Raw genomic sequence first — 15,026 nt, 5'->3', positions numbered from 1 at the left:
ACATTAGGATGCACTTAATTATACTATAAATTTCGCGTTTTTTTAATAGAAAAATATGAATATTGAGAATTATTTTAATGTAAATTAATACCTTATTATTCGAATGTAAAGTAAAAATGATTTTAAGATGATGGTTTTAATAGAGGTATTCATCTTTCTTGGACGTAATCTTTCTTGTTTTTTTTCTTTCCTTATACCGGGCAAAGTTTATATGATTCAGTATGAGTAGGATTAGAGTTGGCGGAACCTAAAAAAATAGATAGCATCTATTGATGAAAAAGCGCTAAGCGGACGAAATTGTATCTTCGTCCGCTTTTAAAGGAATAGGAAAGCATCTTATCTCTCATTAACCAAACCTAATGCACCATGTCGCTAAATATTTCAAGAGGGCGAGGGACAAACATCCGCCACAAGATTACCGAAAGGAGAGGATCTGGAAGTGACGCAGTCACTTCCAGATCCTCCATAAAAGTCTTCGTTAATAGTGTAGCTAATGTTTAGTCCAAAGCACTCTAAAATTGGAAAAGACAAGATGCACCTAAAGGACGATTACGATTTTCTTAATAAACTTCGGATAAGTTCTATAGAAAATAATTTATAACGTGTTCTTGCTTAAAATCTTTTCTTATTCGCAATTCTAATCGCTTTTTGCGTATTGGCAAAATGCCATTTCGTAATGGATTTTAAAAATATTTCTCCATGTTTTAGGTAAAGGTTTGCCGCGATTTCATCGACTTTTGAACTTGCACCCTTTGGAATGGTTGTATTTGCTATTTCACTTAGACGGTCCATTTCTTTTAAGAATGCATATCTTGCAATAATAGAAGCTGCCGCAACAGAAACATGCAGCTGTTCAGCTTTTGTAGAAAACAGAACATTTTCACGAATGATTTCTTTTTCCGCTTTAATATGATTATAGTAAATGCCTCGTTCAGCAAACTGGTCTATTAAAATATATGCTGGTTTTTCGGGCTCTAATTTATTTAGCACATGTTTGAGTGCTCGGTTGTGCATAAGGGCTTTTATCTTCCCTTGGGACCAACCTCGTCCTTGGATGTCATTATACTTTTCATTTTTTAAAACGAGCACACTATGCGTTAATGTAGCCATTAAATCGGGGGCCATTTTCCGCATAACGTCATCCGTTAGCATTTTTGAATCTTTTACTCCAAGTTCTTGTATCAATTCAATTTGATCTGCTCGAACAAAACATGCTGCTACTGTTATTGGGCCAAAATAATCTCCGGTCCCAGTTTCATCAGACCCGACGACAGAAAAAGAGGAGAAGTTGGGCGGTAAAGTGTCACCTTTTGTCGTGCCACTAACAACCTTTTGCATGGAGTTATTGGAGACTCCACCCCATAGGGAAGCTTCACGAGAAGCACCATTACCTTGAAACATTACCTTACCAGACTTATAAATAGTAATGGCTGTATCTGATAGTTTTGCAGCAAAAATGACCCCTGGCGCAGATCTTTCTACTTTATATTGTGCGTAATGAGCTTTCACTTTTTCTATTTCTTTTGGTTGCATTACTAAAACTTCGTTAGACATTCGTTTGTTCCTTTCTTCACATCACAATCTATTTCGTGTTATTATTATTAATAGGATTTTCTAGGGGAGGGAACGTCTTTGTCAGAACAACAAAAAACGAGAATTTCTGTTGATATATATGGACAGAATTATAAAATGGTAGGTTCCGAAACTTCTGGACATATGTGTCTTGTTGCCTCCATGGTAGATGATAAAATGAGAGAAATACATTCTCATAACGGAAATTTAGATGTTGCTAAACTAGCAGTACTGACTGCAGTCAATGCAGTAAACGATTACATAAAGGTAAAAGAACAATTAGAGCTTCTAGAAGAAGAATTGAAAAAGTTAAAGGACTGAAAAAATGTTAGATATTCTGATTTTAATATTACTTATCGCCGGTTTTTTCACTGGTGCAAAACGAGGATTAGTTTTACAACTCATCCACATGACTGGTTTTATCATCGCACTCATCGTTTCCTATACTTATTATAAACCACTTGCAGAGAAATTTGTTTTATGGATTCCATTTCCTGCTGTAACTGCTGGATCTAAACTTACTATTGCAGTGGAGAGTTTAGATTTAGACCAAACATTTTATCGTATTATTGCATTTGCGCTCATTTTTATGGTCGTTAAATTTGCACTTCATTTATTAGCGTCGATGTTTGATTTTTTAAAGTATTTGCCTATACTTGGTTTTATAAGCAATATGATTGGAGCAGTTTTAGGATTTATTGAGTTTTATTTCATTTTATTTGTGTTATTATACGTTTTTGCCTTACTACCTATCGATCTTATTCAAAATTTAATATCAAAATCTAGTTTGACGTCATGGATACTTAATCACACACCAATACTATCAGAAGCAGTAAAAAGTTGGTGGTATATCTATATGGAAAAATAACTTCTCTCAGTAGAGGGAAGTTTTTTTTCGAATGAAAGGGGTTCTATCGATGGATAAAAAGACCATTATTCGTACATTAGAAAAAATTGCTTTATATATGGAATTGCAAGGAGAGAATCCTTTTAAAATTTCGGCCTTTCGAAAGGCTGCACAGGTTTTAGAACTTGATGCACGTAGTCTTGCTGAAATGGATAATATACTATCTTTAAAAGGAATTGGTGCTGCTACAGGAGCTGTCATTGAAGATTTAATGAATAAAGAACAATCTAACTTGCTTCTAGAACTACAAAACACGGTACCTAGTGGATTGCTTCCTATGTTAAAAATACCAGGACTTGGCGGAAAGAAAATTGCCAAGCTTTATAAAGAATTACAAATAGACTCAATTGACGCATTGAAAGAAGCTTGTGAAGCAAAGAAAGTTCAGTCATTAGCGGGATTTGCTGCGAAAACAGAAGAGAAAATATTAGCAGAAATTGCAAACCTTCAATCGAAGCCGGAAAGAACGGCGGTTTGGCAGTTAGAACCAATCGTAGAAATGATTGAAAGAAAGCTTTTAAATATTCCGACGATTGAAAAGTTTTCTGTAGCAGGTTCTTATAGAAGAGTAAAAGAAGCAAGTAAAGACATCGATTTCATTATTGGGACAAATTCACCTCAAGAAGTACGAGAAGAACTGTTAAACGTACTTCCAATAATGAAAATCATTGCAGCTGGAGATACAAAAGTTTCTGTAACACTAGCAGTTGAAAATGAAATAGATGTGGATTTCCGAATAGTAGAATTGCATCAATATGCTTCTGCTTTAAACCATTTTACAGGGTCTAAAGATCATAATATTAAAATGAGACAAATTGCAAAAGATCAAGGCAAGAAAATTAGTGAGTATGGTGTAGAGTTAGAAGATGGTACCGTACAGCATTTTGAAACGGAGAAAGCGTTCTATGCGTACTTCGATTTACCCTATATTCCTCCAACTGTTCGAGAGGATGGCTCCGAGTTTTCAAAACTAGATCAATTGCCTTCACTTATAACATTGGACGATATAAAAGGCGATTTTCATATGCATACAACCTGGTCTGACGGAGCCCATTCCATCGAAGAAATGGTAGAAGCATGTAGAGCGAAAGGTTATTCCCATATGGTCATAACTGATCATTCCGATTATTTAAAAGTAGCCAATGGTCTCTCCAAAGATCGCTTATTACGTCAAATTGAAACAATTTACGAATTACAAGCAAAATATGCAGATATCGAACTATTTGCAGGTACGGAAATGGATATTTTACCAGATGGTTCGTTGGATTTTGAGGATGAAGTATTACAGCAACTCGATTTCGTAATTGCTTCCATCCATTCAAGTTTTAGTCAGCCTCAGGAAAAAATTATGGAGCGTTTATATAATGCGATAAAAAATCCACATGTACATATGATTGCTCATCCAACAGGAAGAATTATTGAACAGCGTGATGGATACAATCCTGATGTACCAACTTTGATTGAATGGGCAAAAGAACATGGGAAAATTTTAGAATTAAATGCTAATCCATATCGTCTAGATCTAAAAACGGATTACTTAAAGTTAGCAAAAGAAGCTTCTGTTCCGATTGCCATAAATACAGATGCCCACCATATCGACCAACTAAAATACATGGATATAGGCGTACGTTATGCACAAAAAGCTTGGCTTCACAAAGATAGTATTGTAAATACGTGGACATTAGAGAAGTTTAAGCAATTTATTAAGAAATAATTAGGGGGTGTCTCCGTGATAGCTGAAAGAGCACTGAAAACGTTAGAATATTATAAAATTCGAGAAGAAGTTGCCAAGTACTGTACTTCTTCTGTTGGAAAAAGTCATATAGATAAACTTGTACCTTCTGTGGATTACGCAGAAGTGACAAAGCTTTTAGAAGAGATGGATGAAGGATTAACCATTCTTCGACTTAGAGGAAATGTTCCAATGGGTGGCATTACGGATATACGTCCGCATGCAAAACGAGCACAGATTGGCGGAATGTTAAGTCCAGTTGAGTTAATGGAAACAGCTAGTACCATTCGGGCGAGTAAAATCTTACGTCAGTTTTTTGAGAACGTTGCTGAGGCAGAAGATGTGGGAATTCCTCATTTTCTGAAGAAAAAAGAAGCAATGCCGATCCTCACAGCACTTGAACATGAAATAAATAATTGTATAGATGAAAATGGTACTGTTTTAGATAGTGCTAGTAGTACGCTTCGTTCGATTCGGCAACAATTGCGTATTCAAGTTAGTCGAGTACGGGAAAAATTAGAAAGTTATACAAGGGGTGCCAATGCATCTAAAATGCTATCTGATTCGATTGTTACGATTCGTAATGATCGATATGTAATTCCGGTGAAGTCAGAATATCGAAGTCACTATGGTGGGATTATTCATGATCAGTCGTCTTCTGGACAAACCTTATTTATCGAACCATCAGCAGTTGTTCAGCTAAATAATGATATTCGTGGGTTAAAAGTAAAAGAACAAGAAGAAATTGAACGTATTCTAATTAAACTAACTGCTGAAGTTGAAATAGTTGGACATGAAATTTTCTTGTTAGTAGATATTTTAGGCGAAATAGATGTTATTTTAGCAAAGGCAAAATATGGACAAGTAGAGAAATGCACGATGCCTCATATGAATAATGAAGGGTATATTCGTTTAGTCAAAGCAAGACATCCACTTATTTCAATAGACACTGCTGTGGCAAATACCATTGAATTTGGAAAAGATATTACGGCTATCGTCATTACAGGTCCGAATACAGGTGGTAAAACCGTTACGCTTAAAACGGTTGGACTCTGTACATTAATGGCGCAAAGTGGAATTCCAATCCCTGCTTTAGACGGTTCTGAATTGTCTTTATTTGAATCCGTATTTGCAGACATTGGAGACGAACAATCTATCGAGCAAAGCTTAAGTACATTCTCTTCACATATGGTTAATATTGTAGATATACTTAAAAAATATGACGATCAATCATTAATTTTATTCGATGAGCTTGGTGCAGGTACAGATCCTCAAGAAGGAGCAGCTCTTGCTATCTCTATCTTGGATGCAGTTCATGGCAAAGGTGCACGGGTGATGGCAACTACCCATTACCCAGAACTAAAAGCATATGGGTATAATCGTCCAGGTGTTGCAAATGCAAGTGTGGAATTTGATATTGAAACATTGAGTCCAACATATAAGTTGTTAATTGGAGTACCCGGACGCAGTAATGCATTTGAAATCTCCGAACGACTTGGACTTCCATCATCTATCATTGCACAAGCCCAATCATTTACTGGGACCGACCGAGGAGAAGTCAATTCGATGATTGCCTCGTTAGAAGAAAGTAGAAGACAAGCTGAAAAAGATGCAGAAGAAACGGAATACCAGTTAGAAGGAGCACGTCTAGTAAAAGAAGAACTTGAACAAAAACTTGCGCAATTAGACCAGAAAAAAGACCAGTTTGAGCAAAAAGCAAAAGAGAAAGCAAAGAAAATAGTAGACGATGCTAGACGCGAAGCAGATGGAATTATTAGCGAGTTACGTAAAATGCAAGCGAATACTCACCTGTTGGTAAAAGAGCATGAATTAATTGACGCTAAAAAACGTTTGGACGGAGCTTTGCCAAATAATCCAGTTTTGAAAAAGCAAAAGAAACTGAACGAACTTGCCAAAGAGTTAAAAGCTGGAGATGAAGTAAAAGTGATAAGCTTTGGCCAAAAAGGAACTTTACTTCAAAAACTCTCGAAATCCGAGTGGTCTGTTCAAATTGGTATGCTGAAAATGAAATTAGATGAAGCAGATTTAGAATATATAAAACCGGAAAAACAAAAACAAACGGTCTCAGTTAATTCAGTTCGGGGGAGAGATTCCCATGTGAAGCTAGAGCTTGATCTTCGAGGGGAACGGTATGAAGATGCGATTATTCGAACAGAAAAGTATTTAGATGATGCAATTCTTTCAAACTATCCGCGCGTATCCATCATTCATGGTAAAGGAACCGGTGTATTAAGACAAGCCATTCAACAATTCTTGAAAAATCATTCTCGTGTGAAGAATTACAGATTTGGAGAAGCAGGAGAAGGTGGACATGGGGTAACTGTTGTTGAATTAAAATAGCGACGGAATTTTGAAACCTTTTATAGAGTAGAACGTAAAGTAAGGGAAAGTTTAAAAGGGGTTTTTAGCATGCTACTATCTAGTTTTTGGTCGAACCCATTGGTGGATTCTGCGGGTTATTTTAGCGTTGTTGTTTTATGTTTAATTGTTTCTATGGTGTTATTTGAAATTGTGACGAAATATAAAAATTGGGAAGAAATCAAAAAAGGTAACGTAGCAGTTGCAATGGCTACTGGAGGAAAAATATTTGGTGTCTGTAATATTTTCCGTTACTCTATTGAACAACATAATTCATTATTTGAAATGATTGGATGGGGCCTTTTTGGATTCATATTACTCATTCTTGCGTATTGGTTATTTGAATTTTTAACCCCGAGTTTTCATGTGGACAAAGAAATTGAAGAAGATAATCGTTCAGTTGGGTTTATTTCTCTCATCATTTCAGTAGGGTTGTCATTTGTCATTGGTGCTAGTATTTCTTAGGAGAGATAAGAATGGAAAAATTATCGAAAGTTTTAATTGCTGTAGGCATATGTTTTGTATTAGTTGGAATAGTATATTTAGTAATGAATAAATAAAAGTAATTGAAGAAATTAGTTAAATAACGTTCTCAGACTGTAGACATACTCGACAAAAATCGAAGTTGCCTACAGTCTTTTTCTTTCAAATTGCAAGGTAAGAAAATGGAGTGCGGAAAAACATACTCGCTTGTCCGTTCCTCCGCAGGAGTCTCGCATCTTTTTCCTCTACCTATTAATCAAGAAGTGTACTGCGATTTTATCAAAACTTCTAAAGAATGAGCAGGTTTTTAAATGAATTGAATTGTCATTCATTTTTCTTTATAATAAATAATAGGAATATTCATACTATTATAATATAGAGGAGGTTTTACAATGACAGAAAAACAATGGCTTGCCAATTATCCGCCCGAAATACCACATGAACTTCATTATGAAGCTATACCAGTTCAGGAATATTTAACGAGAGCGTATAAAAAGTTTCCAACGAAAGTTTCAATACATTTTATGGGTAAAGATGTAACTTATGAAGAATTGTATGAATCATCGTTGAAATTTGCAAATTATTTACAGTCTCTGGGCATACAAAAAGGTGACCGGGTAGCAATTATGTTGCCAAATTGTCCACAGGGAGTGATTGGTTACTACGGTGCATTATATGCAGGTGCAATTGTTGTACAAACAAATCCATTGTATACGGAAAGAGAAATTTCATATCAAATGAAAGATTCAGGTGCCAAAGTAATTTTAGCATTAGATATCCTTTTCCCTAAAATCTCTAAAGTAATTAAAGAGACAGAGTTAGAAAATGTTATTATCACTGGGATAAAAGATTACTTACCTTTTCCAAAAAATATGATTTATCCATTTATACAAAAGAAGCAATACGGATTTAGTGTGAAAGTCGAGCACCGGGGAATGAATCATTTATTCCCAGAAATTATGAAGGTTGCGAAAGCGGATTCTATTAATCTACCATTTGATTTTGAAGAGGATATTGCACTTCTTCAATACACGGGTGGTACGACGGGATTTCCAAAAGGTGTCATGTTAACACATAAAAATCTAATCTCTAATGCATCTATGTGTAATGCGTGGCTTTATAAGTGTAAAGAAGGGGAAGAAAGTATATTAGGAATTCTACCATTCTTCCATGTATATGGTATGACTACTGTATTAATCTTGTCTGTAATGCTCGGGAATAGAATGATCTTATTGCCTAAGTTTGATGTGGAAACTGCACTTAAAACAATTGATAAGCAAAAACCAACTTTGTTCCCCGGAGCTCCAACTATTTATATCGCTATCTTGAATCATCCGGATGTTCAAAAATATGATTTATCTTCGATTGTGGCTTGTCTAAGTGGTTCAGCTGCATTACCATTAGAAGTACAAGAAAAATTTGAAAAAGTTACTGGTGGTAAGTTAGTCGAAGGTTATGGGTTAACGGAAACTTCTCCAGTTACACATTCGAATTTAATTTATAGTAACGTTAGAGTAAAAGGTTCAGTAGGAATACCATGGCCCGATACAGACTCAGCGATTTTTGGAATTGATTCTTCCGAGCCGTTACCACATGGAGAGATAGGAGAAATTGTGGTAAAAGGACCCCAAGTAATGAAAGGTTACTGGAATAGACCGGAAGAGACTGAAATGACGATGCGTGACGGGTGGCTGTTAACAGGAGATCTTGGGTATATGGATAAAAACGGTTTCTTCTTTGTAGTCGACCGAAAAAAAGATATGATTATTGCTGGAGGATATAACATTTATCCGAGAGATGTAGAAGAAGTTCTATACGAGCATCCAGCAGTTCAAGAATGTGTAGTAGCCGGTGTACCAGATTCATATCGCGGCGAAACGGTGAAAGCCTTTGTTGTATTAAAAGAAGGTGCAAATATTACAGAAGAAGAATTAAACAAATTTTGCCGTGAAAATTTAGCTGCCTTTAAAGTTCCAAGAATATATGAATTTAGAACAGAGCTTCCAAAAACTGCGGTTGGAAAAATTTTAAGAAGAACTTTAATAGAAGAAGAAAAAGAAAAGTTAAAACAGGTAGTCAACAGTTAACTAATGATTGACATGATAAAAAATTAAATATAATATAAAAATATGAATGAATAATCATTCATATTTTTATTTTTGGTGGTGTTTATTATTGAAGAAAGATAAACCTAAGTATAAGCAAATTATCGACGCAGCAATTATTGTGATAGCAGAAAACGGCTATCATCAATCGCAAGTTTCTAAAATAGCAAAGCAAGCTGGTGTAGCTGACGGAACAATTTACTTATACTTTAAAAACAAAGAAGACATATTAATTTCCGTTTTTGAAGAGAAGATGGAGATGTTTGCAGATAATTTAAATGGAATTGTAAAAGAAGATATTACCGCTTCTATGAAGCTATTCAAAATGATTGAAAATCATTTTATTGTGCTAGCAAGTAATCATCATCTTGCTACTGTCACTCAACTAGAACTACGACAATCTAATTTAGCGTTGCGACTAAAGATTAATGCGATATTAAAGACGTACTTAATGTGGTTAGATGCTATCTTAAAAGAAGGTATTGAAAATGGCGAATTTGATCAATCCATCGATATTCGCTTAGCAAGACAGATGGTTTTTGGTACAATTGATGAGACGACTACTTCTTGGGTGATGAATGAGTATAAATATGACTTAGTAGAACTAACAGGAAAAGTGCATCGTCTATTATTAAAAGGAATAAAAGCATAACAAAGGGGAAGTGAACAGATGGAGTTTTTGTCATGGACTATTGAGGATGGGGTAGCAACAGTTACAATCAATCGTCCACCTGCAAATGCATTGGCAAGAGGGGTTATTTTAGAAATAAATGATTTACTAGATGCGGTGGAAAAAGATGAATCCGTACGAGTTATTTTATTAAAAGGGGAAGGCAGATTCTTTTCTGCAGGAGCGGATATTAAAGAATTTACTTCTATTACTAGTGGAGCGGAATTTTCCGAGCTTTCTGCAAGTGGACAATCTATTTTCGAAAGAATGGAAGCGTTCTCAAAACCAGTTATTGCTGCAATTCATGGGGCTGCACTTGGGGGAGGTCTTGAACTAGCGATGAGTTGTCATATTCGACTTGTTGCTGAAAATGCTAAACTTGGTCTTCCAGAATTACAATTAGGATTAATACCTGGTTTTGCTGGAACGCAGCGTCTACCTCGATACGTTGGTTTTGCAAAAGCAGCAGAAATGCTTTTGACTAGTGATCCGATAAGTGGGAAAGATGCAGCGGCTTACGGTCTTGCTAATCACGCATATCCAGAAGAAGAGCTATTTGTTAGAGCGCAGGAACTGGCAAGTAAAATTGCGAAGAAGAGTCCAGTTGCGGTTAAAGCAGCACTTGAGATGCTACAATTTGTGAAACCAGCATCCTATCACGAAGGTGTGAAAGCAGAAGCGAATGCTTTTGGAACAGTTTTTGTTTCAGAAGACGCAAAAGAAGGTATATCTGCATTTTTAGAAAAAAGAAATCCTGTTTTTAGAGGGAAATAATATTAGGCATTGGGAGGCATTCTAAATGAATATTTTTGTTTTAGTAAAACGTACATTCGATACAGAAGAAAAAATTGTAGTAAGTGGTGGCAAAATCCAAGAGGATGGCGCAGAGTTTATCATTAATCCATATGATGAGTATGCTATTGAAGAAGCAATTCAAGTTCGAGATGCACAAGGTGGGGAAGTTACAGTTCTTACATTGGGTGGTGAAGATGCAGAAAAACAACTTCGTACAGCATTAGCAATGGGTGCAGATAAAGCTGTCCTTATTAATACAGAAGATGATTTAGAAGAAGTGGACCAATTTACTGCGGCTCGAATCATTTCGGAATATTTAAAAGATAAAGATGCAGATTTAATTTTAGCTGGAAACGTTGCAATTGACGGTGGTTCAGGTCAAGTTGGACCACGTGTAGCAGAATTACTTGGGATTAATTATGTAACAACGATTACAAACCTTGAAATTGATGGGTCTACTGTGACGATTAAACGTGACGTAGAAGGGGACACGGAGATTCTAGAAACTTCATTGCCTCTTTTAGTAACTGCTCAGCAAGGTTTAAATGAGCCGCGCTATCCTTCATTACCTGGAATTATGAAAGCAAAGAAAAAACCTTTAGAAGAAGTAGAGTTAGATGACTTAGATATGGATCAAGATGATGTGGAAGCTAAAACCGAAACAATTGAAATTTATTTACCTCCAAAAAAAGAAGCAGGTAAAGTATTAGATGGCGATCTAGCGGATCAAGTAAAAGAGTTAGTTCATTTACTTCATTCAGAAGCAAAAGTGATTTAACTTATACCATCAGTTGCCAAAGATAACAATACGTCAATTCGTATTTGTTTCTAATCAAATTTACACTCAAAATGGGAGGAAATTAACATGTCTAAAAAAGTATTAGTATTAGGAGAAGCACGTGAAGGTGCTCTACGTAATGTTTCATACGAAGCAATTGCTGCTGCAAAACAAATTTCTAGCGGCGGAGAAGTCGTTAGTGTTCTCTTAGGAGATTCAGTGAAAGAGTTAGCTGTTGAATTAGGAAAATATGGTGCGGACCGAGTGATCACAGTAGAACATCCTCATTTAAAACAATACACTTCAGATGGATATGGACAAGCGTTACTTGCTGTGATTGATCAAGAAAAACCGGAAGCTATTGTATTCGGGCATACAGCACTTGGTAAAGATTTATCACCAAAAATTGCTAGTAAACTACAAGTTGGTTTAGTTTCGGATGTTACGGCTATTGAAGGTGAAGGAGATACTGCTGTTTATATTCGTCCGATCTATTCGGGTAAAGCTTTTGAAAAAGTAAAAGTAAAAGATGGAATTGAATTTATTACAATCCGTCCAAACAATATTGCTCCTCTTGCGAAAGATGATAGCAAATCAGCAGATGTGTCTTCACTTACAGTTGATATTACAAACCTTCGTACAATCATTAAAGAAGTAGTTCGTAAATCTTCTGAAGGTGTTGATTTATCAGAAGCGAAAGTCGTTATTGCAGGTGGGCGTGGAGTGAAGAGTGAAGAAGGTTTCGAACCTTTAAAAGAACTTGCTAAAGTACTTGGTGGTGCAGTGGGTGCATCACGTGGTGCATGTGATGCAGATTACTGTGATTATTCTTTACAAATCGGTCAAACTGGTAAAGTAGTAACACCAGATCTTTATATTGCAGCGGGTATATCAGGTGCAATCCAGCATTTGGCGGGAATGTCAAACTCGAAAATAATCGTTGCTATCAATAAAGATCCTGAAGCAAACATCTTTAAAGTAGCGGACTACGGTATTGTTGGAGACTTATTTGAAGTAATTCCTATGCTTACAGAAGAATTTAAAAAACTTAAAGTAAATGCTTAAAAAAGATACTTGGCTCTATCAAAAAGAGCCGAGTTCTTTTCTTTCAAGCTAAAATGTAGATGTAGTTATTTTAGTCTGATATAATCAAAGCATAGTTAGTATAAGGAGGAATTTTAAAATGGCAATTGTACACGGAACAGATCAAACTTTTAATCAAGATATAGAAGAAGGTTTAGTATTAGTAGATTTTTGGGCAACATGGTGTGGTCCATGTAAAATGATAGCTCCTGTTTTAGAAGAAATGGATGCTGAAATGAGCGATAAAGTAAAAATCGTAAAAGTAGATGTGGATGAAAACCAAGCAACTGCTAGTCAATTCGGTATTATGTCTATCCCAACTTTAGTATTATTTAAAGATGGTCAACCAGTAGACAAAGCTGTTGGTTTCCAACCAAAAGAAGCTTTAGTTCAATTCGTAGAAAAAAACGTATAATATAAAACCGGGTCCTAAATGGTGCCCGGTTTTTTTAACTTAAATCAGCCAAAGCTAATTTGATAATAGGTGATAATATGAATGATTTAATTCAACAAAAATGTGCAATCCTACCAGATCAACCTGGTTGTTATTTAATGAAAGACCGACAAGGAACAATTATCTATGTTGGTAAAGCGAAAATATTAAAAAATCGTGTGCGTTCTTACTTTACCGGGTCTCACGATGGAAAAACACAAAGACTTGTACAAGAAATAGTTGACTTCGAATATATTGTTACATCGTCCGAGCTAGAGGCATTGATACTTGAACTTCATCTGATAAAAAAACATGATCCGAAGTACAATATTATGTTGAAAGACGATAAAACGTATCCATACATTAAAATTACAGCTGAAAAAAATCCTAAACTTATTATTACTAGACAAGTAAAAAAAGATAAAGGAAAATATTTTGGCCCCTATCCTAATTCACACGCTGCGCATGAAACAAAAAAACTACTTGATCGATTATATCCCTTACGAAAATGTCAAAAGATGCCGAACCGAGTTTGTTTATATTATCATATGGGGCAATGTTTAGCTCCTTGTGTGAAAGAGATTGAAGATTCCGCGTATAGTGAAATAATTCAAGAAATATCGAGCTTTTTAAACGGTGGTCATTTGCATGTCAAAAAAAACTTAACCGACAAGATGCATGCAGCAGCTGAAAGTTTAGAATTTGAGCGCGCCAAAGAATATCGAGATCAAATTTCTCATATTGAACAAGTGATGGAAAAACAAAAAATGACAATGAATGATTTTACGAGTCGGGATATATTTGGGTATTCAGTTGACAAAGGATGGATGTGTGTCCAAGTTTTTTTCGTTCGTCAAGGGAAGCTAATCGAAAGGGATGTATCTGTATTCCCGATTTATCGCGATCCGGAAGAAGAGTTTCTCACATTTTTAGGTCAGTTTTATGCTAAATTGGAACATATTAAACCAAAAGAGATCTTCGTTCCAAGTGATACTGACTTACATTTAGCAACGGAGCTATTAGAAATGAAAGTAATTATTCCGCAAAAGGGAGCAAAAAAGAATTTAGTTGATCTTGCTGAAAAAAATGCGGTTTTAGCCTTGAGTGAAAAATTTCATCTAATTGAACGGCAGGAAGAAAGAACTGTTGGAGCTGTGGAAGAATTAGGGGAACTAATAGGAATTGCCTCTCCGAATCGAATAGAATCATTTGATAACTCTCATATACATGGGACTGATGCAGTTTCAGCAATGGTTGTTTTTGTTGATGGGAAAGCATATAAGAAAGACTATCGAAAATATAAAACAAAAACCGCAGCTAAACATGATGATTATGGTGCGATGCGTGAAGTTGTTCGTAGAAGATACACGCGTGTTTTAAAAGAAAACTTACCACTTCCTGATCTAATAATTATTGATGGTGGTAAAGGGCAAATAGAAGTTGCTAGAGAAGTTATAGAGGACGAGTTAGGGTTAGACATACCGATTGCTGGGCTTGTGAAAGACGGAAAACATCAAACTTCTCAGCTTTTATTTGGGGAACCTTTGGATATTATCCCGATGAAACGTACAAGTGAAGCTTTTTATTTGTTACAACGAATTCAAGATGAAGTGCATCGTTTTGCTATCACTTTCCATCGGCAACAACGAGGGAAACATACTATCGCATCTTCTTTAGATGGTATTGAAGGTATAGGACCAAAGCGAAAGACGTTATTATTAAAACATTTTGGTTCGCTGAAAAAAATGCAGGTAGCTACTAAAGAAGAATTTATAGAAGCGGGACTTCCTGAAAAGTTAGCGGATATAATGGTTAGTCATTTTCAGAAAAGTTTATTGTCTTCTGAATAGTGTTATGGTATGGTTGAAACAATTTAATATTCACTTAAAAAGTGAAGATAGAGGTGCGAATTGACAAGAGTACTCAACAGGAGGATGAAAAGAGCCTGTAATCGTTGAGGAAAGGGTCATTTGCCGAAACAGAGAAAAGCTTTTCCTTTTCTTTTGTTGGTTCTGCATTTAATAAATGTAGGATTGTCAGAATGCAGTATTCTGGAGGGCTATCTCACATGGACAATTTTTTTGACCGT

At 35.7% G+C, this 15,026-nt stretch carries 13 protein-coding genes and 1 riboswitch; of the genes, 12 read left to right on the top strand and 1 reads right to left on the bottom strand.

Translation table 11 applies throughout. The features are described from left to right. Positions 1-612 precede the first annotated feature (612 nt). Positions 613-1,554: a ribonuclease HIII gene (gene rnhC / locus ACEPXG_RS11525; RefSeq protein ID WP_391202375.1), complete on the bottom strand. Its 942-nt coding sequence runs from the start codon at positions 1,552-1,554 to the stop codon at positions 613-615. A gap of 78 nt (positions 1,555-1,632) precedes the next feature. Here rnhC and zapA point away from each other — a divergent pair, with 78 nt between their 5' ends. The 12 genes from zapA (at position 1,633) to uvrC (ending at position 14,787) form a co-directional block, all read left to right on the top strand. Continuing rightward, positions 1,633-1,893, top strand: a complete 261-nt coding sequence (gene zapA / locus ACEPXG_RS11520; RefSeq protein WP_391202372.1) for a cell division protein ZapA — start codon at positions 1,633-1,635, stop codon at positions 1,891-1,893. Positions 1,894-1,897: 4 nt separating this feature from the next. Further along, a complete protein-coding gene (locus ACEPXG_RS11515; protein ID WP_391202369.1) occupies positions 1,898-2,440 on the top strand; it encodes a CvpA family protein in 543 nt (180 codons plus the stop codon). 49 nt (positions 2,441-2,489) lie between these two features. Beyond that, entirely contained in the window at positions 2,490-4,193 is a 1,704-nt protein-coding gene (polX, locus tag ACEPXG_RS11510; RefSeq protein ID WP_391202366.1) for a DNA polymerase/3'-5' exonuclease PolX, read from the top strand. 15 nt (positions 4,194-4,208) lie between these two features. Next, positions 4,209-6,572: an endonuclease MutS2 gene (locus tag ACEPXG_RS11505; protein ID WP_391202363.1), complete on the top strand. Its 2,364-nt coding sequence runs from the start codon at positions 4,209-4,211 to the stop codon at positions 6,570-6,572. A gap of 69 nt (positions 6,573-6,641) precedes the next feature. Beyond that, a complete protein-coding gene (locus tag ACEPXG_RS11500) occupies positions 6,642-7,055 on the top strand; it encodes a DUF350 domain-containing protein (protein ID WP_391202360.1) in 414 nt (137 codons plus the stop codon). A gap of 410 nt (positions 7,056-7,465) precedes the next feature. Then, entirely contained in the window at positions 7,466-9,160 is a 1,695-nt protein-coding gene (locus ACEPXG_RS11495) for a long-chain-fatty-acid--CoA ligase (RefSeq protein ID WP_391202358.1), read from the top strand. Positions 9,161-9,248: 88 nt separating this feature from the next. Further along, positions 9,249-9,830: a TetR/AcrR family transcriptional regulator gene (locus ACEPXG_RS11490; RefSeq protein ID WP_391202355.1), complete on the top strand. Its 582-nt coding sequence runs from the start codon at positions 9,249-9,251 to the stop codon at positions 9,828-9,830. 18 nt (positions 9,831-9,848) lie between these two features. After that, complete coding sequence (locus ACEPXG_RS11485) at positions 9,849-10,622, top strand: enoyl-CoA hydratase (protein WP_391202352.1); 774 nt, start codon at positions 9,849-9,851, stop codon at positions 10,620-10,622. A 25-nt stretch (positions 10,623-10,647) separates the two neighbouring features. Continuing rightward, positions 10,648-11,421: an electron transfer flavoprotein subunit beta/FixA family protein gene (locus ACEPXG_RS11480; protein WP_391202349.1), complete on the top strand. Its 774-nt coding sequence runs from the start codon at positions 10,648-10,650 to the stop codon at positions 11,419-11,421. 87 nt (positions 11,422-11,508) lie between these two features. Further along, on the top strand, positions 11,509-12,486 hold the full coding sequence (locus tag ACEPXG_RS11475) for an electron transfer flavoprotein subunit alpha/FixB family protein (RefSeq protein ID WP_391202346.1): 978 nt from the start codon (positions 11,509-11,511) through the stop codon (positions 12,484-12,486). Between the two features lie 118 nt (positions 12,487-12,604). Then, positions 12,605-12,919, top strand: coding sequence for a thioredoxin (gene trxA / locus ACEPXG_RS11470; protein WP_391202343.1), 315 nt, complete (start codon positions 12,605-12,607; stop codon positions 12,917-12,919). A gap of 77 nt (positions 12,920-12,996) precedes the next feature. Next, positions 12,997-14,787: an excinuclease ABC subunit UvrC gene (gene uvrC, locus ACEPXG_RS11465; protein WP_391202340.1), complete on the top strand. Its 1,791-nt coding sequence runs from the start codon at positions 12,997-12,999 to the stop codon at positions 14,785-14,787. A gap of 40 nt (positions 14,788-14,827) precedes the next feature. Beyond that, a riboswitch (Lysine riboswitch) is annotated at positions 14,828-15,007 on the top strand. The last annotated feature ends 19 nt before the right edge of the window (positions 15,008-15,026 follow it).

It is taken from the genome of Psychrobacillus sp. L4 (assembly GCF_042944905.1).
GTDB lineage: Bacteria > Bacillota > Bacilli > Bacillales_A > Planococcaceae > Psychrobacillus.
The sequence above is the reverse complement of the archived record's forward strand: the minus strand, read 5'-3'. Positions and strand labels throughout refer to the sequence as shown.

What these genes read in the sequence shown, in the direction of transcription:
- rnhC (WP_391202375.1), bottom strand. Translation starts at nt 1,554, where the DNA reads ATGTCTAACGAAGTTTTAGTAATGCAACCAAAAGAAATAGAAAAAGTG.
- ACEPXG_RS11475 (WP_391202346.1), top strand. Translation starts at nt 11,509, where the DNA reads ATGTCTAAAAAAGTATTAGTATTAGGAGAAGCACGTGAAGGTGCTCTA.
- ACEPXG_RS11485 (WP_391202352.1), top strand. Translation starts at nt 9,849, where the DNA reads ATGGAGTTTTTGTCATGGACTATTGAGGATGGGGTAGCAACAGTTACA.
- uvrC (WP_391202340.1), top strand. Translation starts at nt 12,997, where the DNA reads ATGAATGATTTAATTCAACAAAAATGTGCAATCCTACCAGATCAACCT.
- ACEPXG_RS11495 (WP_391202358.1), top strand. Translation starts at nt 7,466, where the DNA reads ATGACAGAAAAACAATGGCTTGCCAATTATCCGCCCGAAATACCACAT.
- trxA (WP_391202343.1), top strand. Translation starts at nt 12,605, where the DNA reads ATGGCAATTGTACACGGAACAGATCAAACTTTTAATCAAGATATAGAA.
- polX (WP_391202366.1), top strand. Translation starts at nt 2,490, where the DNA reads ATGGATAAAAAGACCATTATTCGTACATTAGAAAAAATTGCTTTATAT.
- ACEPXG_RS11500 (WP_391202360.1), top strand. Translation starts at nt 6,642, where the DNA reads ATGCTACTATCTAGTTTTTGGTCGAACCCATTGGTGGATTCTGCGGGT.
- ACEPXG_RS11515 (WP_391202369.1), top strand. Translation starts at nt 1,898, where the DNA reads ATGTTAGATATTCTGATTTTAATATTACTTATCGCCGGTTTTTTCACT.
- ACEPXG_RS11480 (WP_391202349.1), top strand. Translation starts at nt 10,648, where the DNA reads ATGAATATTTTTGTTTTAGTAAAACGTACATTCGATACAGAAGAAAAA.